40 protein-coding genes and 1 pseudogene are annotated in these 23,013 nt (G+C 44.5%); 37 read left to right on the forward strand and 4 right to left on the reverse strand.

Annotated elements, in window-relative coordinates; all coding sequences use genetic code 11:
• The first annotated feature begins 155 nt into the window (after positions 1-155).
• From ACFFUV_RS21820 to ACFFUV_RS21830, 3 genes are all read left to right on the forward strand, one after another.
• On the forward strand, positions 156-521 hold the full coding sequence (locus ACFFUV_RS21820; protein ID WP_390197493.1) for a hypothetical protein: 366 nt from the start codon (positions 156-158) through the stop codon (positions 519-521).
• A gap of 137 nt (positions 522-658) precedes the next feature.
• Positions 659-1,306: an HAD family hydrolase gene (locus ACFFUV_RS21825; RefSeq protein ID WP_390197496.1), complete on the forward strand. Its 648-nt coding sequence runs from the start codon at positions 659-661 to the stop codon at positions 1,304-1,306.
• A 130-nt stretch (positions 1,307-1,436) separates the two neighbouring features.
• Positions 1,437-2,174: an SDR family NAD(P)-dependent oxidoreductase gene (locus ACFFUV_RS21830; RefSeq protein WP_390197498.1), complete on the forward strand. Its 738-nt coding sequence runs from the start codon at positions 1,437-1,439 to the stop codon at positions 2,172-2,174.
• A gap of 134 nt (positions 2,175-2,308) precedes the next feature.
• On the opposite strand, the gene ACFFUV_RS21835 is transcribed toward ACFFUV_RS21830, so the two are convergent.
• Positions 2,309-3,016 (reverse strand): SDR family NAD(P)-dependent oxidoreductase, encoded by a 708-nt coding sequence (locus ACFFUV_RS21835; RefSeq protein WP_390197500.1) that lies wholly within the window; start codon positions 3,014-3,016, stop codon positions 2,309-2,311.
• Positions 3,017-3,104: 88 nt separating this feature from the next.
• Between ACFFUV_RS21835 and ACFFUV_RS21840 the strand changes: the two genes are divergently transcribed.
• The 3 genes from ACFFUV_RS21840 to ACFFUV_RS21850 all read left to right on the forward strand — a co-directional run bounded on the left by ACFFUV_RS21840 (position 3,105) and on the right by ACFFUV_RS21850 (position 4,658).
• A complete protein-coding gene (locus tag ACFFUV_RS21840) occupies positions 3,105-3,635 on the forward strand; it encodes a GNAT family N-acetyltransferase (protein WP_390197502.1) in 531 nt (176 codons plus the stop codon).
• Positions 3,636-3,722: 87 nt separating this feature from the next.
• Entirely contained in the window at positions 3,723-4,115 is a 393-nt protein-coding gene (locus ACFFUV_RS21845; RefSeq protein ID WP_390197505.1) for a hypothetical protein, read from the forward strand.
• Between the two features lie 69 nt (positions 4,116-4,184).
• On the forward strand, positions 4,185-4,658 hold the full coding sequence (locus ACFFUV_RS21850) for a MazG-related protein (RefSeq protein ID WP_390197508.1): 474 nt from the start codon (positions 4,185-4,187) through the stop codon (positions 4,656-4,658).
• Between the two features lie 99 nt (positions 4,659-4,757).
• Here the strand turns inward: ACFFUV_RS21850 and ACFFUV_RS21855 are convergent, their stop codons facing one another.
• Complete coding sequence (locus ACFFUV_RS21855; protein WP_390197510.1) at positions 4,758-5,180, reverse strand: BLUF domain-containing protein; 423 nt, start codon at positions 5,178-5,180, stop codon at positions 4,758-4,760.
• A gap of 174 nt (positions 5,181-5,354) precedes the next feature.
• Between ACFFUV_RS21855 and ACFFUV_RS21860 the strand changes: the two genes are divergently transcribed.
• The 4 genes from ACFFUV_RS21860 to ACFFUV_RS21875 all read left to right on the forward strand — a co-directional run bounded on the left by ACFFUV_RS21860 (position 5,355) and on the right by ACFFUV_RS21875 (position 6,756).
• Positions 5,355-5,705: a hypothetical protein gene (locus tag ACFFUV_RS21860; RefSeq protein WP_390197513.1), complete on the forward strand. Its 351-nt coding sequence runs from the start codon at positions 5,355-5,357 to the stop codon at positions 5,703-5,705.
• On the forward strand, positions 5,680-5,844 hold the full coding sequence (locus ACFFUV_RS21865; protein ID WP_390197516.1) for a hypothetical protein: 165 nt from the start codon (positions 5,680-5,682) through the stop codon (positions 5,842-5,844). Before ACFFUV_RS21860 ends, ACFFUV_RS21865 begins: the two co-directional genes overlap by 26 nt.
• A gap of 158 nt (positions 5,845-6,002) precedes the next feature.
• The gene (locus ACFFUV_RS21870) at positions 6,003-6,293 is read left to right on the forward strand and encodes a hypothetical protein (protein ID WP_390197518.1); all 291 of its coding nucleotides are present in this window, start codon (positions 6,003-6,005) and stop codon (positions 6,291-6,293) included.
• A gap of 40 nt (positions 6,294-6,333) precedes the next feature.
• Complete coding sequence (locus tag ACFFUV_RS21875) at positions 6,334-6,756, forward strand: GNAT family N-acetyltransferase (protein WP_390197521.1); 423 nt, start codon at positions 6,334-6,336, stop codon at positions 6,754-6,756.
• Positions 6,757-6,807: 51 nt separating this feature from the next.
• On the opposite strand, the gene ACFFUV_RS21880 is transcribed toward ACFFUV_RS21875, so the two are convergent.
• Complete coding sequence (locus ACFFUV_RS21880; RefSeq protein WP_390197524.1) at positions 6,808-7,044, reverse strand: RNA recognition motif domain-containing protein; 237 nt, start codon at positions 7,042-7,044, stop codon at positions 6,808-6,810.
• A 239-nt stretch (positions 7,045-7,283) separates the two neighbouring features.
• Between ACFFUV_RS21880 and ACFFUV_RS21885 the strand changes: the two are divergent.
• The 26 genes and pseudogenes from ACFFUV_RS21885 to ACFFUV_RS22010 all read left to right on the forward strand — a co-directional run bounded on the left by ACFFUV_RS21885 (position 7,284) and on the right by ACFFUV_RS22010 (position 21,747).
• Positions 7,284-7,750, forward strand: a pseudogene (locus ACFFUV_RS21885) (2TM domain-containing protein).
• Between the two features lie 54 nt (positions 7,751-7,804).
• Positions 7,805-8,329 (forward strand): GNAT family N-acetyltransferase, encoded by a 525-nt coding sequence (locus ACFFUV_RS21890; RefSeq protein ID WP_390197527.1) that lies wholly within the window; start codon positions 7,805-7,807, stop codon positions 8,327-8,329.
• A 119-nt stretch (positions 8,330-8,448) separates the two neighbouring features.
• Positions 8,449-9,078, forward strand: a complete 630-nt coding sequence (locus tag ACFFUV_RS21895) for a LysE family translocator (protein WP_390197531.1) — start codon at positions 8,449-8,451, stop codon at positions 9,076-9,078.
• 7 nt (positions 9,079-9,085) lie between these two features.
• A complete protein-coding gene (locus ACFFUV_RS21900) occupies positions 9,086-9,613 on the forward strand; it encodes a GNAT family N-acetyltransferase (protein ID WP_390197533.1) in 528 nt (175 codons plus the stop codon).
• Positions 9,614-9,625: 12 nt separating this feature from the next.
• On the forward strand, positions 9,626-9,805 hold the full coding sequence (locus tag ACFFUV_RS21905; protein WP_390197536.1) for a hypothetical protein: 180 nt from the start codon (positions 9,626-9,628) through the stop codon (positions 9,803-9,805).
• Between the two features lie 123 nt (positions 9,806-9,928).
• On the forward strand, positions 9,929-10,426 hold the full coding sequence (locus tag ACFFUV_RS21910) for a pyrimidine dimer DNA glycosylase/endonuclease V (RefSeq protein WP_390197538.1): 498 nt from the start codon (positions 9,929-9,931) through the stop codon (positions 10,424-10,426).
• 103 nt (positions 10,427-10,529) lie between these two features.
• Positions 10,530-10,916 carry a SpoIIAA family protein gene (locus ACFFUV_RS21915; protein ID WP_390197541.1) on the forward strand — a complete coding sequence of 129 codons (387 nt, stop codon included), beginning with the start codon at positions 10,530-10,532 and terminating at the stop codon, positions 10,914-10,916.
• A gap of 147 nt (positions 10,917-11,063) precedes the next feature.
• Positions 11,064-11,399 (forward strand): DUF6572 domain-containing protein, encoded by a 336-nt coding sequence (locus ACFFUV_RS21920; protein WP_390197543.1) that lies wholly within the window; start codon positions 11,064-11,066, stop codon positions 11,397-11,399.
• A gap of 146 nt (positions 11,400-11,545) precedes the next feature.
• Positions 11,546-11,749 carry a hypothetical protein gene (locus tag ACFFUV_RS21925; RefSeq protein ID WP_390197546.1) on the forward strand — a complete coding sequence of 68 codons (204 nt, stop codon included), beginning with the start codon at positions 11,546-11,548 and terminating at the stop codon, positions 11,747-11,749.
• Positions 11,750-11,780: 31 nt separating this feature from the next.
• Complete coding sequence (locus ACFFUV_RS21930) at positions 11,781-12,476, forward strand: SDR family oxidoreductase (RefSeq protein WP_390197549.1); 696 nt, start codon at positions 11,781-11,783, stop codon at positions 12,474-12,476.
• Between the two features lie 181 nt (positions 12,477-12,657).
• Complete coding sequence (locus tag ACFFUV_RS21935; RefSeq protein WP_390197551.1) at positions 12,658-13,008, forward strand: DUF805 domain-containing protein; 351 nt, start codon at positions 12,658-12,660, stop codon at positions 13,006-13,008.
• A gap of 169 nt (positions 13,009-13,177) precedes the next feature.
• The gene (locus ACFFUV_RS21940) at positions 13,178-13,348 is read left to right on the forward strand and encodes a hypothetical protein (RefSeq protein ID WP_390197553.1); all 171 of its coding nucleotides are present in this window, start codon (positions 13,178-13,180) and stop codon (positions 13,346-13,348) included.
• 66 nt (positions 13,349-13,414) lie between these two features.
• Positions 13,415-14,026, forward strand: coding sequence for a DUF2238 domain-containing protein (locus ACFFUV_RS21945; RefSeq protein WP_390197555.1), 612 nt, complete (start codon positions 13,415-13,417; stop codon positions 14,024-14,026).
• A 102-nt stretch (positions 14,027-14,128) separates the two neighbouring features.
• Positions 14,129-15,037, forward strand: coding sequence for a DMT family transporter (locus tag ACFFUV_RS21950; protein WP_390197557.1), 909 nt, complete (start codon positions 14,129-14,131; stop codon positions 15,035-15,037).
• Between the two features lie 26 nt (positions 15,038-15,063).
• Positions 15,064-15,492 (forward strand): MAPEG family protein, encoded by a 429-nt coding sequence (locus ACFFUV_RS21955; protein ID WP_390197560.1) that lies wholly within the window; start codon positions 15,064-15,066, stop codon positions 15,490-15,492.
• 38 nt (positions 15,493-15,530) lie between these two features.
• The gene (locus tag ACFFUV_RS21960) at positions 15,531-16,121 is read left to right on the forward strand and encodes a hypothetical protein (RefSeq protein WP_390197563.1); all 591 of its coding nucleotides are present in this window, start codon (positions 15,531-15,533) and stop codon (positions 16,119-16,121) included.
• Positions 16,122-16,145: 24 nt separating this feature from the next.
• Positions 16,146-16,574, forward strand: a complete 429-nt coding sequence (locus tag ACFFUV_RS21965) for a bifunctional diaminohydroxyphosphoribosylaminopyrimidine deaminase/5-amino-6-(5-phosphoribosylamino)uracil reductase RibD (RefSeq protein ID WP_390197566.1) — start codon at positions 16,146-16,148, stop codon at positions 16,572-16,574.
• A 28-nt stretch (positions 16,575-16,602) separates the two neighbouring features.
• A complete protein-coding gene (locus ACFFUV_RS21970) occupies positions 16,603-17,133 on the forward strand; it encodes an isochorismatase family protein (RefSeq protein WP_390197569.1) in 531 nt (176 codons plus the stop codon).
• 92 nt (positions 17,134-17,225) lie between these two features.
• Complete coding sequence (locus tag ACFFUV_RS21975) at positions 17,226-17,696, forward strand: LabA-like NYN domain-containing protein (RefSeq protein ID WP_390197572.1); 471 nt, start codon at positions 17,226-17,228, stop codon at positions 17,694-17,696.
• 56 nt (positions 17,697-17,752) lie between these two features.
• Positions 17,753-18,109, forward strand: coding sequence for a MerR family transcriptional regulator (locus ACFFUV_RS21980; protein ID WP_390197578.1), 357 nt, complete (start codon positions 17,753-17,755; stop codon positions 18,107-18,109).
• 56 nt (positions 18,110-18,165) lie between these two features.
• Positions 18,166-18,576: a carboxymuconolactone decarboxylase family protein gene (locus tag ACFFUV_RS21985; RefSeq protein ID WP_390197582.1), complete on the forward strand. Its 411-nt coding sequence runs from the start codon at positions 18,166-18,168 to the stop codon at positions 18,574-18,576.
• A gap of 73 nt (positions 18,577-18,649) precedes the next feature.
• The gene (locus ACFFUV_RS21990) at positions 18,650-18,952 is read left to right on the forward strand and encodes a YkgJ family cysteine cluster protein (protein ID WP_390197585.1); all 303 of its coding nucleotides are present in this window, start codon (positions 18,650-18,652) and stop codon (positions 18,950-18,952) included.
• A 32-nt stretch (positions 18,953-18,984) separates the two neighbouring features.
• Positions 18,985-19,308, forward strand: coding sequence for a DUF4144 family protein (locus ACFFUV_RS21995; protein WP_390197588.1), 324 nt, complete (start codon positions 18,985-18,987; stop codon positions 19,306-19,308).
• Positions 19,309-19,423: 115 nt separating this feature from the next.
• The gene (locus ACFFUV_RS22000) at positions 19,424-20,014 is read left to right on the forward strand and encodes a pentapeptide repeat-containing protein (RefSeq protein WP_390197672.1); all 591 of its coding nucleotides are present in this window, start codon (positions 19,424-19,426) and stop codon (positions 20,012-20,014) included.
• Between the two features lie 176 nt (positions 20,015-20,190).
• The gene (ypfJ, locus tag ACFFUV_RS22005; RefSeq protein WP_390197591.1) at positions 20,191-21,072 is read left to right on the forward strand and encodes a KPN_02809 family neutral zinc metallopeptidase; all 882 of its coding nucleotides are present in this window, start codon (positions 20,191-20,193) and stop codon (positions 21,070-21,072) included.
• Positions 21,073-21,252: 180 nt separating this feature from the next.
• Positions 21,253-21,747 carry a DUF2127 domain-containing protein gene (locus ACFFUV_RS22010; protein WP_390197594.1) on the forward strand — a complete coding sequence of 165 codons (495 nt, stop codon included), beginning with the start codon at positions 21,253-21,255 and terminating at the stop codon, positions 21,745-21,747.
• Between the two features lie 87 nt (positions 21,748-21,834).
• On the opposite strand, the gene ACFFUV_RS22015 is transcribed toward ACFFUV_RS22010, so the two are convergent.
• Positions 21,835-22,017 carry a hypothetical protein gene (locus ACFFUV_RS22015; RefSeq protein ID WP_390197597.1) on the reverse strand — a complete coding sequence of 61 codons (183 nt, stop codon included), beginning with the start codon at positions 22,015-22,017 and terminating at the stop codon, positions 21,835-21,837.
• Between the two features lie 438 nt (positions 22,018-22,455).
• Between ACFFUV_RS22015 and ACFFUV_RS22020 the strand changes: the two genes are divergently transcribed.
• The gene (locus tag ACFFUV_RS22020; protein ID WP_390197599.1) at positions 22,456-22,965 is read left to right on the forward strand and encodes an arsinothricin resistance N-acetyltransferase ArsN1 family B; all 510 of its coding nucleotides are present in this window, start codon (positions 22,456-22,458) and stop codon (positions 22,963-22,965) included.
• Positions 22,966-23,013: the final 48 nt, after the last annotated feature.

The raw sequence follows: 23,013 nt of genomic DNA on the forward strand, positions 1-23,013 counted from the left end.
GTGAGTACTGTTTAACAATGGAGAGTTCCATTGCATAACAAGGCGTTCAAGAGCGATTCCGCAACGCGTGCCAGTTTCGCTTCGCTCACAGTTTGGCACGCGTCACGTCACGCCTTAACGCGGCGTTAGGTGTAAATAAGTAGCAGGGGGCTACGATGATTAAATTTGGTTTCCCTTGTGATGGGTGGTTAGAGCTACACATAGCTCTGAATGAAAATTGGTCTACGTTCTCAATTTCTGATGTTGGACCTAATTCAGTACTCCAGTTTTTAGGTGTTTTAAGCTGGCTCGAGGATCCGCAAAATACTTACATAGTTCATTGCAACTTAGAGCCAGCGTTGTTGAATTTAAATTTTGAGGTAGACAACGACTGTATAATCGTAGAGGCGGAGCTAGATACATCGAAGATAGGTCAAGCTTCTATGAAAGTGAGTGATTTTAACGCAATGTACAGCAGGGAAATTAGAGCGCTGTTGCCACATTGCAAAGGAAATGCATGGACTTGTGAAGTTAACACCTAACAAACTGTTCAAGCAGATTCGGCACGCGTGGCAGTTTTGGTTTGCAGTGAGTTTTGTGTTTACGGAGTAGTGCAGAGGCATTTGCATAGTGTGCCTCACTACTTTAAAGGGCGTTATACGAACTCGCAAAATTTAGGGTGGAACGTGAATTGAAAGAATACGAAGTTTACCTGTTCGATATGGACGGAACATTAGTAAATTCAGAGCCTTTAAAGGGCAGAGCGTTAGCAATGGCTTGCTTAGATTATAGTGTTCAAGTTGATCACAATATCTATAAAGATGTTATGGGTGAAAGTTGGCAAGTTGTGACGGGACACTTCTTTACTCATGCCAATATTTCACCTGATTTAACAGAGTTTAATGGGTACTTTCGGTCTCACTATGAAAAGATGCTAAATAACGAACTAGAGCTCAATGTCGGCGCTAAGGCGTATATTGATCAATTGAAGAATGCGGGTAAAAAATGCGGAGTTGTAAGTTCAGCAGCAACTTGGATGGTTGAAAATATTCTATCTTCTCTGCAACTAGAGAATGCTTTTGACCTTGTTATAACTCAAGAGCACGTAACTAAGCACAAACCAGACCCTGAAGCCTATACTCTCGCACTTACTAAGTTGAACGTATCACCAGAACAAACCATCGTGTTTGAAGATTCCACAGCGGGTATTCGCGCAGGTAAATCTAGTGGTTGTGATGTCATCGCAGTTAAGCATGACTTTAATGGTAAAAATGACCTAAGTGATGCAATAAAAGCAATTAGCACGTATGAAGAAATGTTCGTATAACAAAGCATTCAAGAGCTATTCCGCAACGCGTGCCAGTTTCGCTTCGCTCACAGTATGGCACGCATTACGTCACGCCATGCTTTAAGGCGTCAATGATCGTCAAAGCATAAAAATAGAAAGGAGTTCTAAATTGAAAATTGCATTAGTCACTGGTGGGTCAAAAGGTATCGGTTTACAGGTGGTCCTTAGGCTCGTGACTCAGGGATATAACGTTATTACATGTTCGCGAGCGAAGGATACTTGGATGGATGTGACGAAAAAATATCCGGAATTAAAAGCGGTTGATTACCAACCCGTTGATATTTCTGATGAGCAACAATTAGAGAGTTTATTTACTCACATTACAGAGCGCTACGGAAAATTGGATATAGCAATAAATAACGCGTCTCCGGCTCTCGCTTCTCGAGGTTATTTTCCTGAAGTAGAGGTACCACTGCTCAAAGAAACGCTCCATGTTGATTTTTTATGCCAAGCTTTATGTTTAAGGTCTGAACTGAAATTAATGGAGGCTGGTGCATCCATCGTTAATGTAAGTTCTGTTAATGGTATTAGGCCGACTCCCAATGCATCAATGTATAGCGCTGCCAAACACGCTCTAGAAGGGCTAACGAAGTCTGTTGCATTAGAAAGCATTCAGTCTGGGATTCGGATTAATGCCGTTGCTTCAGGTGTTACGTGGACTCCCAGATGGGAAGAAAAGCAACTTGAAAACGCCAATATCCGCTCTGATGTTTCAGACGTTGTGCCAATCAAGCGTTTTGGGGAAATCGATGAAATCGTTAATGCGATAGAGTTTTTATTATCTGATAAAGCCAGCTATATCGTTGGCCATACGTTAGTCGTTGATGGTGGACTTTCGCTGGCATGAGCGGCTAACAAACAGCTCTAAAAGATTCACAACGCGGGGCGGTTTTGGTTTGCAGTGGGTTTGTCTTTAGGGAGTAGGACACCGGCTGTTGTGCTTTGTGTCTGATGACTTAGCAGTGTGGGGGATACTTATCGTTACCAAGGGAGTTCTGCACCACTATAGCTGTAGAACTTACCCGTGTCTGAAGGTTGAGCGTTACTGATTACCTTGAACAATTGCTGGCTCACATACTCTGGGGAGAATAGCTTGTTAGCTGGCACGTTCTTTTGAAAAGGCAGAGATAATGGCGTGTCTGTTGTGCCAGGGTGGAAGGCGAAAACGCAGCAGTTCGGCAACTTGAACTTCCATTCAATACTTATGGTTTTTATTGCCATATTCAGTGCGGCTTTAGAGCAACGATAGCTAACCCATCCCCCTATTTTGTTATCTTCAATGCTCCCGATTCTAGCCGACAGTGAAATAAAATATGTCTGCTGTCCAGCCTTTAACTGAGCTGAGAAATACTTTGCCAATAACAGTGTGGGTAGGGTATTTGAACTCAAGTTTTGATTAAAGAACTCTGGGGTAAATTCGTTGACAGATTTTTCAGGTTGATGGGCTGTGTCATGAAGAAAGCCAGCGGTATTAATGAGTATGTCGAGGCTTGAAATTTTATCGGCAAGTTGCCTTACCTCTTCGTCGAGTGAAGCATTGACGTTAAACCATGTTATATCACCGCCGTTTTCCTGCGGTAACGTTGATTGGTAAGTCGCATATATTTTAGCGTCAGGAAATGCCGATAAGACATGATTGATAATTGCTTTTCCGATGCCGCCATTACCGCCAATAACAAGAACTTTCAATTGCCAACACTCACTCGCTAGTATTAAATAAATCATAGACTAAGAATAAAATGACAGCTAACACGACGGTATGCCATTTAGAGATAAAATGACGATGAAATTAGAGCGATTTTCACAGCAGCATTATGATCTGCTTATCGGTTGGATTCACAGTGAGGAGCAGATGTATTTGTGGAGTGGTCCTACTTACTCATTTCCGCTCAATGTGAGTCAGATTAAAGCGCATTGCTCAAAACCTGAAGTCAATCCATTTATCTTATTTAATGGTTCACAGCCCGTCGGTTTTGTCGAACTGTATAAAATAACCAAGCATCATTATCGAGTATGTAGAGTGCTAATTGCACAAGAATATCGTGGTAATGGCTTAAGCAAGACGATGTTAAATCTTGTTATCAATAAAGCGGTAGAAGATTTCGGTACAATAAAGCTTAGTCTGGGTGTTTTTGAGAGAAATCAAGTCGCTCAGCGGTGTTATCAAGATATAGGCTTTAAAGTGGTGTCATTCGATCGAGGTTCACGGGTTGTAAATGGTGAGCCATGGACGTTAGTGCACATGGAAAAATCGCTGATTACACAGCGTTTAAGAAACACGTTCAACGCTTGGCGGTTTTGGCGTTAAGATCGGAGTCGTGATGGCAGACGCATAGCCCAAGTTTGGTGGTTCTTTGCTCACGACTGAACAACGCTCCAAGTTGTAGGGAAAAAGATGAACAGTGATATTAAATTGAATATGTACAAATATACGCTGATGGAGTTCACTTATATCGGATGTTTGTGGCTTGTTCTGCTCTTGTTGTCTCACGGTGATAATCAATGGCTGAAATTATTTGTACTGGTTATGTGCGTTGGAACCGCTATTCGGATGTTTATGTTATGGCGTAAGCTTAGGAATAGTGCACTTTATACCTCAAACGAGGGGGTATTTTTTAAAGGTTTAGCTTGTGACGTATTGCTGAAGAATAATTTCCTACCCTTTGGAATAGGGGCGGCGGTGAAGGTGTCGTATTTTGAAGGTAGCATGCAAAAACGTAATATTTATATTCCGAAAAGTGCCTTGAGTCATGAACACTGGCAGCGCATGTTGTCTTTGCGAGCTTAAAAAATTGGTTTAAATAAGCTTATGACTCGATATGTTAGAAACATTGTGCAGAAGTAAATAGAGCGTCCAGTGAGTAAAAGAGTCAAATCAGCCTTGGTCTGGTTGAAAAATATACTTGATAGTGAGCATGTCGAGTATCAAATTGTTGGTGGGCTAGCAGCGACTATTCACGGTAGTCTTCGGGAAATCGCCGATATAGACCTCTATATTCACAACAATGACGCACATAAAATTTTGCCCCATGTCGCCCCGTTTATATCTAAACCTTTAACTCATTATGTGGGATATGGCTGGGATCTTGACTATTTCCAATTGATATATAATGACCAGAAAATTGAAATTGGATTGAGTGAAAACAGCAAAATACAGTCAGCTAATGACGGCTCTTGGCATGATCTCAAAATAAACTTTTCGCAATCTAACGCTATAGACTATTTAGGTCTTAGGTTACCCGTGATGCCAATTCAGCAGTTGGTCGCCTATAAGAAAATATTGGCACGAGAAGTCGACTTAATCGACATTCGAGAGTTAGGTTTCAATTGAGTACCCTAGCACAGTACGCTGCAGCTTAGATCTTATTCATCGCTTTTTCAGCGTTTGCGAATTAGTCGTTCAGCAAGCGCATCATGCTGATGGTCAGCGTTACCAAGCTGTGGGTAAGTTCTTTTTCATCTCTAAGAGAAGTAAATAAGCGCTATGTCCTGTAATTCGGTATGGATCAAACTCGTGATTCGATGAGAACTTTAACGCTAATGGTTTCGTCGCACTGGAAATGGGAATATACCCCATCGACCAGTTTTGGAAATCTCGGCTGTTAATTTCTTGGTAGCTAAGAATCACCACATTATGATGACGTGCGTCTTTGACGATAGAATTGTACAACGCATTGACTTTTTCTCTATCTCCTTCTAGGCATTGGAGAAAGTAATTATTATTGAAATAAAGCATCCCTGTAATGCCTTGCTCAACGTTATGGGTTTGAGCAGCATGAATAATTTGCTCGATATCCGAATGTTTCAGGGGCTCTGATACTGTACTTGCGTAAACCAATCTTATTAAATTCATATTTTGCCACTAATTGCATATCGATGCTTAAAATATATATCAGGTTTGACAAAAAGCCGAACTGAGAAAGGATGGTGCCATGGTCTTAACTCATGGCGCTTGGTCGTGATCACACTGGTGTGTCGAAATCATACTTATCGAAAGAGAAATCAGCGTTACTAAGGGTGTAAAGCAATGTTGAAATACATAACTCTGATCATACTGATGATGTTTAGCCAGCTTGTCAGTAGTGCCACTTTAACAACAAAAAATTACGTTGTTACCGTTAAGCCTAATTGCCAGGAAGGTAACGTTACTTGCGATGACGTTATATATGTCGGTCGCTCAAAAACAACGGGAAAAACGATTACCCTTGAAGGACACACCTTGCATCGATGGTGTGCAGATGGCGTCACTCCATGCCAATTCTTAGGGTATGAATTTAAAAATGGTCGCTTTATTTACAGCGTTCTAGAACGTGGCGTTTTGAAAGTCGAGAAAAATGGTCACTCATTAATATATGAAAAAGGCGAGTGGGATTATTAGTGCCATCATTGTTGATCCTGCGACTGGCGGTATGTGGACGTTGAAAGCCAAAAATGGTCAAGATATCGATAGTCTTAAAGTCATTTTGTTAGAAAATGCCACAGATGAGCAAATGACAGAAGCCACCAAAATTAATTAATTGCTGACGCATAATATCATCTATTTGAAAAACGCAGTGCTTGTTAGTACTGCGTTTTTATTTGGTATGGAGTCTTGAATATAATTAATATTATTGCTTAGAAAATCAGCACGTTTGGCTTAAACTAGGATTCATCATAAAAATCAAGGGAATGGATTATGTCTAAATACCAATTTTTTTGTAAGCCAAACGACCAGCGCAACGACTTTACCTATTTACATATGGAAGACGAGCAATTCGTCGAACAAAAAGCGCAGTTATTAGCTTGGGGCTTTGAAGTTGAAGGGGATGTGATTCATGCCTCTCACCCCAATGAGGCGATAGACAAATTTGAGTCTGATTTTATCTATGCCAGTGAAGAGTATAGCAATGCTCAACCCGCTGTCGGGCTTTATCATTTTGTCATGGAAACGTATAAGCAATTGGTCTCCCGTTTTCACAGAGGATAAATCGCCACTTCTCTTAGTTGGTTTCAATGAAGGTGATTGCGTGCAAGGATTTCGAATTAGTACAGACCGTAACGAGTTGGACTTCGACGTTATTTACCAATTCATTTCTCAAAGTTATTGGGCGAAAGGCATACCTAAATCCACGATGCAAAAAGCACTCGATCATTCACTGTGTTTTGGGGTATTTAATGCGGAGCAGCAACAAGTTGGCTTTGCTCGTTTAATTACTGACTATGCAACCTTTGCTTACCTTTCAGATGTGTTTATTGTTGAACAATATCGAGGGTGTGGTCTGAGTAAATTTCTGATAGAAACAGTGGTTTCGCACCCTGATGTTCAAGGTTTAAGACGTATGATGCTCGCGACCAGTGATGCGCATGGCCTGTATGCGCAATATGGATTTAAGCCAATAGAACAAGCTCAAACTTTTATGCAGGTTTGGCAACCAAACATTTATCAATGAAGTGATGTCGTAACATAAAAAAGCCAGCGATGAACGCTGGCTTTTTCGCGATTACTGAGCTTGCTTAACGCGAATTTTGCTCTTGGCAAATTTGCTTAAGTGTAACGCAGTCATGGCTTCTTTTGCTTGCTCAGGCTCCGGCATTTCAACAAAGGCAAACCCTTTGGATTCTCCGGTCTCTTGATCTAAGACCAATGTGCACTCTTTTACATCGCCATAAGCCGAAAAGAGTACTCGAATATCTTGCTCTGTTGACGTGCGAGCAAGGTTGCGAACTAGCAGTTTCATGATTGTCCAATTACAAATGAGTGACGAGGTTATTGTCTCAATAAATCGGGACTTAACCAAGCCTTTGTTTGGGATAAAATGAGTAAAGTAAAGATGGTGGTACTTTGCTTTTTTATAAGTATAAATCTACGATAACTCATTGAAAAATAATAACTGTCATATCACTGTCGCCTTGGTGACGTACAGGCTAAGACACAATTATCGTAAGTTGGTGCTAACACCAGCTCAAAGGAAATATCATTATGGTAAGAAAACTCAGCTTGCAACGAGGTTGGTCTCAGGAACAGTTGGCTCAGTTAAGTGGGCTAAGTATTCGTACCATTCAACGTATTGAGCGTGGACAAAAACCTGGGCTTGAGTCTTTAAAATCCTTAGCTGCTGTGTTTGAAACTGATATTCAACATTTGCAAAAGGAGCCAACGATGAGGGATGAAACGGGTTATTCAACCGAAGAACAGCAGGCGTTCGAACAAGTTAGGGCCATTAAAGGTTTTTATGCTTACCTAACAAGTTATGTTTTAGTGATTTGTTGTTGTTTGTCATCAATCTGGTTACGCACCCTGAATATATATGGGCGGTATGGCCTGCGTTAGGGTGGGGAATAGGCATTGTTAATCATGGTTTACATGCGTTTGAATTGATCAATATTTTTGGACCTAAATGGGAAAAAAGGCAAATCGAAAAGCGATTGGGGCGTAAGCTGTAAACATGTGTTAAAACTACCAGCTTCTGTCTTTCGTTTTTAGGGAAATATCAAAAGATGCCGTCATCCCAAGCCATTCATATTATTACCCAGCGATTAAGCATGCGCCAAATTACTCAAGATGATTGGCCACTGTTTTATGAGCTTCATACTGACCCAGCGGTGATTGATCTGTGTTTTGATGCTCCTGACAAGGCGAGTCTGCTTGAGAAATTTAAAGCGCGCTTAGCGCCTTGGTCGAGTCACCATCAGCAATGGCTGAGCTTAGTCATTACCGAGCGAAAAACGGGCGAGGTACTTGGGATTACAGGTTTTTGCTTGAAAGAGGGCGTGGCAGAAGTTGGTTATTTACTCCGAGCCAGCGCACATGGTCAAGGTGTGGGGACTGAGTCCTTGCAAGCGGTCATTGATTGGGCGAAGTCAGATTTCGGGGTTAAGCAATTTAAAGCGGTTGTTACTGAGGGCAATATTGCCTCTGAGCGTGTGTTAGAAAAGTGCGGGTTTACTTTATTGCAAACCATCGCTGATGCCTATCAAATTGGCGATACGTTATACGCAGATCGCCTTTACCAAATGGGATGATTGTTAAAACACGAGTGAGTGAGTTTTTGGTTCACTCATTTCGTCGGTTGCGATAGATTAAGATTACTTAAAGCCACTAAGCAAATGGGTGCTTTACGGGTGGGAAAAGGAGTTTCCATATGACGATAGATATTTGGTTTTATTATGTTCTCGCGGTGTTAATTCTAACCGCCTCGCCAGGGCCAAGTTCCCTATTGTGTATGACCAAAGGGGTGACCTTTAACTGGAAAGTGGGAGCCTACACGGCACTGGGGAGTTTAACCGCGATTACCGCGATTATGACGCTGTCGTTCACTGGGCTTGGCGTTGTTGTTGCATCATCAGAATGGATTTTTAATTTGGTGAAATGGATTGGCGCAGCGTATTTGGTCTATCTTGGGATTAAGTCGTTCATGTCTAAACAGCAGGACTATCAACAGGCCAATATGCTTGATGCGCCCACCGGCGGTTTTAGTCATCATTATCTCAGTGGTTTTATTGTTGGCGCCAGCAATCCTAAAGCGATTCTATTTTTTACCGCATTATTTCCTCAATTTATCGACCCTAATGCCAACTTGCTGACTCAATACTGTATTTTTGCCAGTACATTTATGTGCCTCGAGCTTTCATGGCTATTGTTTTATGCCTATCTCGGTGCTAAATCGTCAAGCTGGATTTTCGCTTCTGGCCGAGCTAAGTTGTTTAACCGCCTGACGGGTGGGATTTTCATTGGCGCGGGCGCCATTTTATCCACCACAACGCGAACTTAAAGAGGGCTTGGCTCTGTCTCATCACCACTCTTTGAATGAGATTCTCCTTCGCGACATACAGCTCGAAGATACCGAGCTGTTTTATCGTTTACTCAGTAACCCGCAGGTGATGACTTTCAGCGAAGGTATGCTTAGCCGTGAACAAGTTGATGCTTGGCTGTCGCGCTTTTCGGATGACATTAATGCGCACCTCTGGGTTATAGAGCTGAAGGCGTCCACGCAAGTTATTGGCTATTGCAGCTTAAAGCAATCTCCTTACTTATCGGGCTATGAAGTCGGTTATCGACTATTGCCTGAGTTTTGGGGAAAAGGGATGGCATATCAAGCATTGCGCCAAGTCATGGATTTTGCGTTTGTAACTCTTAAACTAAGTCACGTCTTTGCGCAGATTGATCCGAATAATCTGCGCTCTATTCAGCTCGCCAAACGTCTTGGCATGGGTTTCGAGGGTGAAATAAAACCACCAGGTTATGATTACGCCGATCACGTTTGGATTATGACCTCAACCCCGGCTGATGATGGTCAAATGAAGTGACAAGGAGAGAATGTGGAAAACCGATGCGGGCAGTGTCGCCAGTTTACGCGCACCGCTAATAATCAGAAAGATCTTTGCGGCGCTTGGGAGCAACCGACATTGGCGACTCGAGCCGCGTGCTGCTTTTTTATGGCGAAAACACCACGAAGAACGGTGAGTTCTAACGCACGTTCATCTCGCTCAGAGTCTTGATTGAGTGTGGTTTAGCGCGTCATTCGATGGCGTTTGTCAATTTAGGTATATGAGCGAACCAAATCACTCATCACAACGTACAACACTCATTGATGTGTTTATTCACTAATTGAGTGAGATGTGATGAATATTTTTGTCCTTGACCAAGATATTGAAAAATGTGCCCAATACCACTGCGATCAGCATGTGGTCAAAATGATCCTAGAGAGTGTGCAATTACTTTGTACGGCGCTGAACAAGAAAGGATTCGTGACTCCTTATAAATCGACCCATCTAAAGCATCCATGTGTCCTCTGGGTCGAAGAGTCTTACGATAACTTTTTGTGGTTATATCGTTTGACTCTGGCGTTGAATCAAGAATACCGTTATCGCTACAACAAGCAGCAGGATCACAAATCGATTGCGGTTCTGGCACAAATTGCGGATTACCGTTATCCGAGTAAAGGACTGACGCCGTTTGCTCAAGCCATGCCCGATGAATTCAAAGTGGAAGGGGATCCGATAGCCGCTTATCGACAGTTTTACCTTGGTGACAAAGCCCGCTTTGCGAAATGGACACGACGCGCCCAACCTGATTGGTTTTCTCGACCGACCGTATCGTCGCCACTTGCTACTCAGTGAACCTGTGATCACAGCTTTGCGCTTAGGTTGGTGATCAAGTTTGGCACATTACCCGCAAGCGTTCACACTTACTGGTGTTGAAAGCGAGTGCGAGGAAGCAAACATGAGTTCACAAGCGCATGGTGTGACGATAGAGCTATCAGAAGTCGCGGAGCACTACTTTATCGTGATTAAAGCCACAGGCAAACTGACACACCAAGATTATTTGGCTTTGGCTCCGGCATTGGATGCCGCCATTGTCAAGGTCAACCAGCCTCGTGTTAATGTGTTATTTGATGCCAGTGAGTTTCAGGGCTGGGAAATTCGTGCGGCTTGGGACGACGTTAAATTTGCTTTCACCCATGGTTCGGATTTTGACAAAATTGCCCTCTATGGCTCTCACGATTGGCAAAGTTTCGCCGCGAAACTCGGTGATTGGTTTATTGGCGGCCAAGTTCGTTCATTTAAAGAGTATAATCAAGCAATTAGCTGGCTAATTGACCACGGTTAACCCGATCTCACTTTTAATAAACCGTAAGATTGTCGTGGTTCAAGTCTTCTCATGTTCTGGTAAACCTCGTTAACTTAGTTGGATGGTTGTTATGGGCGTCATTTAGCGTCTGGCACACGATAAAAATTCAATTAAGGAACACATGGAATGTCAATTGAGCAGACTGACAAAGTGGATATGATTCACGAGCAACAGCAGAAAATTTTTTTGGTGATCTCTGATGATATGGAGTGGGATAAGCAAAATAAGAAGCTGCTGAAACTTCAAGATAAACTCAATGCCTATATGCGGTTTATTGAGTCTGGCGAACTGGATAAACAATGCCCGGCTGCGCTGCATAAAACCATTGAGATTCGACTTATCTGTAAGCATGAACCGACTCAAGATGGTCACAAATTTCTCGGAGTGGCCTCTCAAATCATCCGCAACTCGGGTTGTGAGCTTAGTATCGAGTTTCCGCGAGGCGAAGCAAAGAGCGCTTGATATTCACCTTCGGTGACACTGTCACTCATAATGCTCTGGCGTGGTGTGATGGTGCTTGCCTCCTAGCCTAAGATCGTGTCATTCTCTGACTTAGATGGAAATCAGGTACTTGAAGTCATTTAAGTACGCTAAAAAGGGAATGAACGATGAATTTCAGTTTGACGGTAATCAGTCAATTCATGATTGCTTTAGCGGTGGTGATGTTTTTGCTTGGGTATTACTTAGGTAAGCGTAAAACCGAAAACCCGTTGACCACGGCATTAATTGCAGGTGCGTCGGCGATGGTCCCTCCTGTTGCTTTGATCATATTAATCACGCTAGTGATGAAAAAAGACATTATCTCAGCGTAATGCGCTCATTGGTATTGATTCAAAGGACGTTATGAAACGAATTTTAATTACGGGTGCCAATCGAGGTTTTGGTTTGGCGCTGGCACAGCTTGCTTATCAGCAAGGACATTCACTCTATTTAGTGGTGAGAAGTGACAGTGCGTGCGATATCCTTAGACAGCAATTTCCTGAGGCAAGGGTTGTAATCTGCGATATTACCGACGATGGCTATCCTCAGCGGTTAGAGGCTTGGCTTGGTGAAGAGGTTTTGGATGTTGTGATCAATAACGCAGGCTCAGGCACCAAAGCCCCGACGCTAGCGGATACCGAAAGTGCCTATTTACGCAAAGAATTTGAAACCAACTGCATTGGCCCTTTTGCGACGGTCAAGGGCGCGCTGAAAGCGATGACGCGCGCCACTCGTCCGCTGTTGATTAACATCAGTTCACGTCGCGGCTCACTCACGTTGCAGTCTCAATTAGCAGCGAAAGGCAGTGGCTGCTCGTATTCATACCGAATCAGCAAAGCGGCGCAAAATATGCTGACGTTATGTCTAGCCGATGATTTAGAAGAGTTGGGTATTCGATGTGTCGCGCTGCATCCTGGGCGGATGGTGACCAGCATGGCCGCGTCAGATGCGCATATGACGCCACAGCAAAGTGCTGCTCATTTACTTGAACTGATAGAACACGACCAATTACAGCATCGTGACTTTGTTAGTTTAGAGCAGGGGAGTCTCCCTTGGTAAAGGCAAACACTGGCTCAGGTTTTAGAGCATGATTTTTCTCTTCACTATTAACGAAGACGATGTTCAGACCGCATGACATTCAATGTAAGGGTAGGGTAAGGCTACGCTTATTTGTGACTTCTTTAAGCCAAATTTAAACGATTAAAGAAGGGAATGTTGTCTGTCGCTGGAGAAAATAATAGTGAGCTGGTATCTCGAAGTATTAAAGAAATACGCGGTATTTAATGGCCGCGCTAGGCGCAAAGAGCTGTGGATGTTTGTGCTGTTCAACATCTTGTTTTCCATTGTTGTTCAGGTGTTTGACTTGATGCTGGGTAGTTTCTTTTTAACCGTGCTGTATATGTTGGTGTTATTTATTCCAACCCTTGCGGTGCAAATACGCCGACTGCATGATATTGGCCGCAGTGGATGGTGGATTTTGATTCCGCTCCTTCCGATCATTGGCAGCCTGATTCTGCTTTACTTTTTCGTCAAAGACGGTGGCGAAGACGCTAACTGTTATGGCGAAAGTCCAAAGTTGGTAAACGCTTAAGCCCCTTCACCAACATGCGATGTGACCATGGCATGTTGGTCTATTTGAATCGATATTTTTAACCCGTTATCACCCCGTAGTGAACCAATACTGACTTGAGAATGACGTACGCCACGCGCTTTGAGCTAAACTTTATGTGTATATCAACCATAACTTAGCGAGTGATGTCATGAAGTTACTGTTAATTCTTTCTACTAGCATATTGCTATTGAGTGGATGTCAATTAACCCGTGTTGAGGGCACCATTGATGACGTTGAAGTCAAAGCAACCACCAATGGTGATGATGGACACAACGGGAAGTTTTGTCCGCCAGGGCAAGCGAAAAAAGGCAATTGCTAACCAAGAGCAGGTTATAAGGCGGTGTGGAAAAGCAAAGCCTTAAACATTTTAATCGATAGGAGAAGTATGAAACAGACGATACTCTGGCTTGCCATTTTTTGTGCGGTATTGGTTTGGTCAGCGATAGACCCTTATGATCGCTTTACGTGGTTTCTTGAAGTTGTCCCAGCGTTGATTGGCGTGTTCATCCTTGCGATAACTTATTCACGTTTTCCGTTGACACCACTGCTGTACAGTTTGATTTTGCTGCATTGCATTATTTTGATGGTCGGTGGTCATTACACCTATGCCAAAGTTCCGTTGTTTGACGATATCAAGCAGTGGTTTGATTTAGCGCGTAATAACTACGATAAACTCGGCCACTTTGCTCAAGGGTTTGTCCCTGCGATCATTGTGCGTGAAATCGTCATTCGCCGAGACATTATTCGAGGCCGAGGCTGGCAGCATGTATTTAGTGTTGCGTTTTGCTTGGCATTTAGCGCGTTTTATGAACTGGTTGAATGGTGGGTGGCGGTAGCAACCGGTGATAATGCACAAGCGTTTTTAGGGACTCAAGGTTATGTGTGGGACACGCAATCGGATATGGCCTATGCATTGGTTGGTGCGATTGTGAGCGTGATGGTACTTAGCCGCTGGCATGATAAACAAATTAATAAAATCTCATCAACTTACGCGTGAAAATTGGTTATGATGTCTGCCGCCCTGACGTGCTACGTTGGGGCGGTTTTTTGTGCCGCCGCTGCGGTATCGCCGACTTCTTTGTTTAGATAGCTGAAAATTATGTCTCTCGCTTGGTTCTCCTCAATTCCGGTTGGAATTCGATATATTGTGATGTCTGCACTTGGGTTCTCATTGATGACCGCATTCGTCAAGTTAGTTAGTGTTTACAACATGCCACTGATGGAAATTGTCGCTGCGCGTTCGCTGGTCTCTTTTGTGATCAGTTTTCTTGATGTTAAACGCAAACGGATTTCCATTTGGGGTCATCATAAGCCCTTACTGCTAGCGCGTGGCACCATGGGGTCGATTGCACTCATCTGTGTTTACTACTCGGTTTCCACTCTACCGCTCGCGGAAGCCACTATTTTGCAGTACCTACATCCGGTATTTACTGCACTATTGGCGCTCATTTTCCTTAAAGAGCGAATTCAATCTTCCACTGTGGTGTGTATTGCTTTGTGTTTGCTCGGACTCGTGATCATGGTAAGCCCCGGGCTTTTCGATACCACACATGGCCAGTTGCCTCTGCTGAGTGTCGGCGCTGCGATGACAGGCGCGTTTTGTAGCGCAGTGGCTTATGTGATTGTTAAACGTCTGAGTAGCAGTGAAGACAGCTCAGTGATTATCTTCTACTTTCCCCTATTGGCCTTGCCGCTATCGCTGATATTACTGGGTGATGATTTCGTTATGCCGAGCTTTGATGCTTTTGTGATGCTGATGTTTATCGGTGTCTTTACTCAGATTGGACAAATTGGTTTAACGAAAGCGATGCGTAGTGAGGTCGCAAATAAAGTCGCTGCATTTTCTTACATTCAAGTGGTGTTTTCGATCCTATTTGGGTTAGTGTTGTTTGGAGAGTTACCCGCAATTTGGACTTGGATAGGCGGTTCGTTAATTGTAGCAGGGGCGCTGATCAATATTCTTGGTAGCTTGAAGCCTAAAGCGATAAACGTTGAGCCTTCAAGCTAAACACAACAAGCGAAAGGAGTGACAACATGGCGTTAAGTGCAGTGTATAACATGCCGATGTGGGGCATGGTGTGTCTGGTGATTTTGGTGATCGCTCAGTGGTTGGTGGCGACTGTCGTCAAAGCCTCTCAACCTGGCGCTGTTCCCGGTAAAATTGATGAAAACCTCAGCCACGACTCTTTCGTGTTTAGAGCGCATCGCACCTATATGAATACGCTAGAAAACTTACCCGCAATGCTCCTTGCCGCTTTTATTGCTTTTTTGATTGGGGCGAATCCGTTGTGGTTGGGGGGGCTGATTTGGCTGTATGTCGCCGCCAGAGTCGTTCACATGGCGCTGTATTACGCGATAGCCACAGAGCGTAACCCGAGCCCTCGAAGCTACTTTTTTATGCTGGGTTTTCTCGCCAATCTTGGCTTAGTGGTCTTGTGTGTGACGACGCTGCTTGAGCGTTAAGCGCTTTAGCAAAATCAATCACCCCACAAAGGAGAATCATGATGGCGATACTTAAGCGCATAAAAAGTTTGATGATGATTGGCAGTTTGTGCGTACTTTTGGTGACGAATGTTATGACGGTAGCCAATGCTAAAGTGTATGATTTTATGCATAATTTGCTGTCATTGATTCCCGCTCAGCGTGTGTTGGCAAACAGTAAATCGACTCAGCTTCGCGCCATTCATGCCGAGAACCAGCGTTTAAAAAAGCGAGTGGGGAATTACGAGCATAAGGCGAAACTGCGAAAAGTGAAGTTGGCAAAGGCACATGGTTTATCGCGTAAAATCTCTAAGCGCGTGGCGCGTAATGTGGCTATGAACGTCACCTCCATTGCGGGCGAGTCATTGCCTTACCTTGGAATTGGTGTGATTCTGTCCGTTACTGCGGCGGATGTTTACGCAGGCTGCCAAACCATCAAAGACACCAATGAGCTTTTGACACTCCTAGGTGAAAGCCCAGACTCACAGCAACAAGATAGCGTATGTGGCATGCAAGTCCCCAGTTTATCTGAGGTCTCGCAAGCGGCACTCGACTACAGCGCTGAGGCGCAGCATGCGTTTAGTGATTGGCTTAATCAGCCGAGCGACTAAGTTTAAAGTCAGAAACGATTGAATATGAACCATCAATACTTTATGCGCCAAGCTTTGGCGATTTCCCAGCGTGCTTTGCCCGAGTGTCAGCCTAACCCTCCGGTCGGCTGTGTGTTAGTCAAAGGGGAGACGATCGTTGCCCAAGGTTATACTCAGGCGATAGGCCATGATCACGCTGAGGTCCAGGCGTTGAAGGCGTACCAAGGCGACCTTCATGGGGTGACTGCTTACGTTACGCTTGAGCCTTGCTCATTTGTTGGACGAACGCCAGCCTGCGCAATGACACTGGCGCATTCCGGTATTCGGCATGTCGTCGTGGCCATGCTTGATCCTGATCCTCGAAATAATGGACGTGGGATTGAGCTTCTACGACAAGCGGGTATTGAAGTTGAGGTCGGCATTTTGGCACATGAAGTGATGCCGTTTTTAAGCAATTATTTAGGTAAGTCGTAATGTTTGCCTATCAGAATAAGGATATGTAATGAGCACAGCACTTTTGGTTATCGATGTACAAAGCGCACTCTTTGAGGTTGAACCTGCACCTTATGAGGGGCAGGAGGTCGTAGAGCGAATCAACCGTTTGACCCAGTGGGCACATCAACAAGGGCACTGTGTTATTTTTATCCAACACGAGGATGCGCAGATGGGCTATCAGACTTCAGCATGGGCGCTTCAACATCAACTCATATTAGACAGCCGTGATCATTACGTGCGTAAAACCACGCCAGACTCTTTTTTAGGCACGAATCTTAGTGAAATCTTAGCAGAGCGTGACGTCAAACATCTGATCATCAGCGGCTATGCCAGTGAGTTCTGTGTTGACACCACGGTGCGCCGCGCCGCTGCATTAGGTTATACGGTGGATTTGGCCGCCAACGCCCACACCACGCACGATAAACCCCATGCCAGTGGTGGGCAGATTCGTCAGCACCATAATGCCACCTTATCCAATATTGGTAGCTTTGGGGTAAAAATTCGGGCGCTGGATTGCGATGCAATCATCACAGGCTAAGATGAATGCTTACGCTGTTAATCCCATTTATCATCGTTGAAACATCAATAGTAAAGTCGCGGCTTATCGCGGCGTCTTAATGGAATCGCTTCATGGAAAAAATCGTCGTGCTGGTGGATGTGCAAAATGTGTATTACACCACCAGACAAGCGTTTAAACGCAATTTTGATTACAACCAATTTTGGGCGTTGGCCACTGGTGGTCGGGAAGTGGTTAAAGCTTTCGCGTATGCCATTGATCGTGGCGACCAAAAACAATATGAATTTCAAAACATTCTTCGAGCCATTGGCTTTGAAGTAAAACTCAAGCCATTCATTCAACGTGCGGATGGCTCAGCCAAAGGTGATTGGGATGTCGGGATTGCGATTGATGCAATGGATTATGCTCGTCAGGCTGAAACGGTGATTTTAGTCTCCGGTGATGGCGATTTCGATATTCTTGCTCAAAGGTTATGCCTCCAAGGCAACAAGGTCGAAGTATACGGGGTGGAATCGTTAACTGCTCGCTCTTTGATGAATGAAGCCACACGGTTTATTCCGATTGATGGAGATTTGCTGCTTTAATCCGCGTTATCAATTTCTTGCTTAATGCCAGGCCGGTGCACAGTTGGGGACCAAGTATGAATATGACCGAATTTTCGCAGCGCACAGGCGTATCGGCACATACGCTGCGTTATTACGAAAAAATAGGGCTATTGAGACAGGTGCCCAGAGCCCCTAGCGGACACCGTGTATTCGGCGAGAAAGAGTTGGTGTGGATAACGTTTATCTTACGCCTAAAGGAAACGGGCATGCCGCTTGAAGGTATCTTGCAATATGCTGATCTCCGCGCCGAAGGGGAAAGCACTTGCTCTCAAAGGCAAGCACTGTTGGAAGCGCATCGTGATCAATTAATTGAACATATTAAAACCCAGCAAGCGCATCTACAGGCCCTCGAAGAGAAAATTTATTTGTATCAAAGCCAAAAAGTTAGTTGACTTAGAGTTCACTCTAACTTGTAGGCTGTCATTCTCAACACTAAAGGAGAATGAACATGACACAATCAAGATACCAACGGGGTCTCGCTCAACTCGACCGAATTGACGGAAAAGCGGGCCAGCAGGTGATTGAAAGCCTCGCGGATATTTGTCCCGACCTGGGTAAATACACCATAGAGTTTCCATTCGGTGATATCTATAGCCGTCCGGGGCTTGATCTCAAATCCAGAGAGCTTGCTACGGTCGCTGCTTTAACGGCGCTGGGTCACTGTCAGCCTCAGCTCAAGGTTCACCTTCATGCAGCGTTAAACGTTGAGTGTGAGGTTGAGGAATTGAAAGAAGTGATTTTGCAGATGGCGGTTTACGCAGGCTTCCCTTGCGCACTTAACGCGATGTTTGCGCTTAAAGAAGTGCTCGACACGCCCTTGCAAGAGGAGCAAGCAGCAAAGAGCGAGTTATCGCTCTAGTGAAAACGGCTTCGAAATTACGCTGACTTTCACGTATCATCTTGGCAAATTTTACAACATTAAGGTCGCGCAGATGAAGATAGAGGTAACGGAAGTCGATGACTCCTCAGTCAGCTGTTCGAATTGCCAAGCGTGTTGCTGCCGTTTAGAAGTGATGTTAATCACGGATACGGGCGTGCCTGAAGAGCATATTGCGATTGATGCTTGGGGCGGCGAAACGATGCGCCGCCTCAGTGATGGCTGGTGCTCGGCCATGGATCGCCAAACTTATTTATGCACGATTTACGAGCAGCGCCCTTGGATCTGCCGTGAATTTGAAATGGGGTCTGATGACTGCGTGACCGAGCGCAATAAATGGCTGCCAGCCAAGCAATAAATCCATTCCGAAGCCATAACCAAGGAGAATCGATGATTCACTTTCCCGCCATGATCAAACTCGAAGGTGATCATGAACTTCTCTATATTGCTTCACATGACGTACTGGCTGCGTCTGTTGTGGACGGCTTAATTATTGGTGATGACGATTGGCTTATTGACGCTATAGGCCAAGGGTTTCGGTTACAGAGGCTGGAACACAACAGCCTTGGAAACCCCGAGCACATGTATACACTTGATGAGGTCACACAATTGATTCGTGAACATGAGTTTCATCGCCAGCAAGTATGTCTGACGAAAATCATATTTACCGATGTCTCTTCGGCCATCGAGTCGTTAGTTTTCTCTCAAGCGTGAGTTGAGTGTGAGATAGAGGTGTTTGAGTTTGCTAAAGTATCTCGCCCACTAAATCCCAAGAACTTTAGTACCAAGAACTTGCTTGGTTCATAGATAAGGTAACAGACCAGTGAAACTGACTAACGACCAAGCGTATTTCGATCAGTGCTTTGATAAGCAAGCATGGCAAGATATTGAGTTGTACGGTGTTGAGTTTGAAGAGTGTGACTTTAATGATTGTGACTTTTCCAATGCGCGACTGAAAAACTGTAAGTTCGTTAATTGCCAATTTCAGCGTTGCAACTTGAGTTTAATCAAATTGCCGCAGACACGCTTATTTGATGTGACGTTTGTTGACTGCAAAATGGTCGGGATTGACTGGACTCACGCACACTGGCCGAGTTTTAACCTTGATCATGAACTGCGGTTTAAGCGCTGCATTCTCAATGACAGCTCTTGGTTCGGGCTGACACTCAATGAATTGCATCTTGAAGCGTGCAAATTACACGATGCCGACTTTCGCGAAGCGGACCTCGCTCGTGCTTCCTTAACCGAGTGTGATTTTCAGCATGCGTTGTTTATGAGAACCAATCTTCACAGTGCCGATTTTACGGATGCCACCCACTTTCAAATTGATGTGTTGGAAAACGTCATTGCCCAAGCCAAATTTTCCCGTTACGAGGCGCTGGCCCTGCTGGATAGCTTAGGAATAGAGTTGGTGGATTGACGGACGTTAATCGTTTGCTCACGCCTCAGCGTCACTTTGTCAGAAAAGCCTCGCGACCACTGTCTGAGTTGTGTCAATTCTGATTTAATCCTGCTTTGTCGCACTTTCGCAGCTCGTTTGCGCGGTGAGTTTCGACTATGTTTAGCGCATTATTGATAACCATATAGGATTCTGTAATGCGCTGGCGTAATTCAAAGCAAAGTTACAACGTTGAAGATCGACGCGGCCAAGAGCCGATGCAAGCAGGCATGGGAGGAATGGGGCTACTGCGGATACTGCCTTTTCTTCTCAGAACCAAAATCGGACGCATTATTTTAATTGCGGGCGCTGCGTTTTATGCCTTTCAGTATTTTACTGGCGGCAATATGCTGCAAAACGGTATGCCCAATACCTCTTCGCAAGCGGTCGGCGAAGCGGGGGCTGAAGGGCAGAATGATGAGAGCCGACAATTCGTTGCGGCTATTTTAGGGACAACGGAAACCGTTTGGCAGCAAAAGCTTGATGGCTACCAAGAACCGACGCTGGTGTTATACAATCGCATGACGCAAACCGGATGTGGCGTTGGTCAAGCGCAGACAGGGCCGTTCTATTGTCCTGCCGATCAAAAGATTTACTTAGATCTGAGCTTTATGAATGAACTCAAGAAATTGGGTGCGCCAGGGGATTTTGCATTTGCTTACGTGATTGCTCATGAAGTCGGCCACCACGTACAAAAACTTCAGGGTACCAGTGACCAAGTTCACCAGTTACAGCAGCAAAGTTCACAGGCGGATGCCAATAAGCTGAGCGTGATGTTAGAGCTACAAGCCGATTGCTACGCGGGCATTTGGGGGCATGAAGTGAACCAACAGATGGACATGCTTGAGCCGGGTGATATTGATGAAGGCATTCAAGCAGCCAACGCAGTGGGTGATGATCGCTTGCAGCAAATGGCAGGCCAAGCTGTTCATCCTGATGCCTTTACTCACGGTTCGTCAGAGCAAAGAATCGCTTGGTTTAAACGCGGTTTTGAAAGTGGTGATATGAGCCAATGTGACACCTTTTCACAACTTCGTTAAGCCTTTTTATGATGCCGCGCGATGATCCCTCTTGGAATCGTCGCGCGGCATTGTTGTTTCTGCGCAGAGAAATAAAATAAAGCTCAAATGAATGGGCGGTCAAAGGAACCATATCGTATTGGCGACTTCTAAACTAACAGTGTAAATTGCCGCTAGTCATCAAAAATAAGTGAGGTAAGGGTGTCAAAAGCCAAAAGGGGCGTTCGTGCCGTCGCGATGTTAGAAGCATCGAAAGGCGTGCTGTCGTTAATGGTTGCTATTGCACTGCATAATTTGGTTGGTGAAGACGTACAATGGATGTTACGAAGTGTTATTGCGCAGCTGCATCTCAATCCAACGGGTTACGTCGCGCATTTGCTGATTGAAGAGTCGCAACATTTAACCGCGAGCCAATTAAAACTCGTCGAATTTGGCGCATTCGCCTATACCGCTATTCGATTTATTGAAGCGTTCGGTTTATGGCACGGGATGGTGTGGACCGAGTGGTTCGCTTTTCTTAGTGGGGCTATCTATATTCCGTTTGAACTTTATGAAATGGCCACTAATTTCAATTGGTTGACGACCGTCATTTTTGTTATCAACGTCATTGTCGTTTGGTATATGTATACGGTGCTGCAAAGTCAGCGTTCAGAAAGGGCGAAAAACGCGCAAATGAGAGAGAGGAATAACAGCTAGGTTCTAGGGGCAAAAAGTTGATGTCAAAAAGACTGATCTCATAATTTAGTCACTGGCCAAATTATGAGATAAGCAGTCTGTGCATGGCTAAGCGTCAAATACCACTTGCTGATTTTCATCGGTGTAAAGATGAGCAATCTGCTGCTTGATAAGATGCGCCGCATAAGCGGGCGTAACGGCGTAAACGTCGCCTTTTGAACGAATAACGGGTGCGTCCCAAAGATTATCTCGGTAGGTACCTGCTTGATCGAGTTGAATTAGTACTTTCATCGTCACCTCTGATTGTTGTGTTGATAAACGATGAATTAACAATAAAGGTTAGATTGACGTTGCGCATCTGTTAAAACTGCAACGTTAGTTTGCTATTTTGAGTGACGAGCGTCACATTTATTCCGGTATTAGTGGCTTGTTAAGTGGTAAGTTATTGATTTTTATATTTGTTTAAATATTAACCAACCCCAAGGGACGTGACATCATTTCCCCGTCTGACACGTTACAGCGGCGGCGCTGCAGCCATTTATTTCACTTCTGATTATCTGAAATCAATCTTTATTTCATTTTTTGTCGTGATCGGCCGGTTTGGTGCTGCGGGTTTTTGGTTTTATGTTTGGCGAATAGAGTACGAAATACAGTGCTCGAACTTTGGTGTGCAATGTGGTTATTATAAGCCATTCGCTGGCTATGTAGCCGGTTACCCAAGGAGGGAACATGAATATTCGGCCTGTTCTTAAGTCAGATGCTGCGCGCATCGCAGAAATCTACAATCACTACATCACACACACGACAGTTTCATTTGAAGAAAACCCAGTGACGAGTTTGGATATGCAGCAGCGTATCGATAAAGTGCTGAGTGTCGATTTACCATGGTTGGTTATTGAAGAAGAGGGCATCGTCCAAGGCTATGCGTATGCCGCTCAGTGGAAAGAGCGCAGCGCTTATCGTTTCTCTGTCGAGCCTTCAGTGTATCTCGCCAAAGAAGCCATGGGGCTGGGAATGGGTAAACGACTTTATCAGCATTTACTGGATACGCTTCAGCAACTTGGCATTGAACAAGTTCTGGGTGTTATCGCACTCCCAAACCCAGCAAGTGTTGGCTTACATGAATCCTTTGGTTTTCATAAAGTGGGTGAAATGGCGCGAATCGGTTACAAATTTGACCAATGGATCTCGGTTGGCTTCTGGCAGTTATCGCTAGGATTACACGCTAATCAGGCGTAAAATTTCACACTCACAGCCAATTTCAGATTCGACAACCTTCCCACCTTT

Origin of the sequence: Vibrio olivae, assembly GCF_042428525.1 — a bacterium.
Classification (GTDB): domain Bacteria; phylum Pseudomonadota; class Gammaproteobacteria; order Enterobacterales; family Vibrionaceae; genus Vibrio; species Vibrio olivae.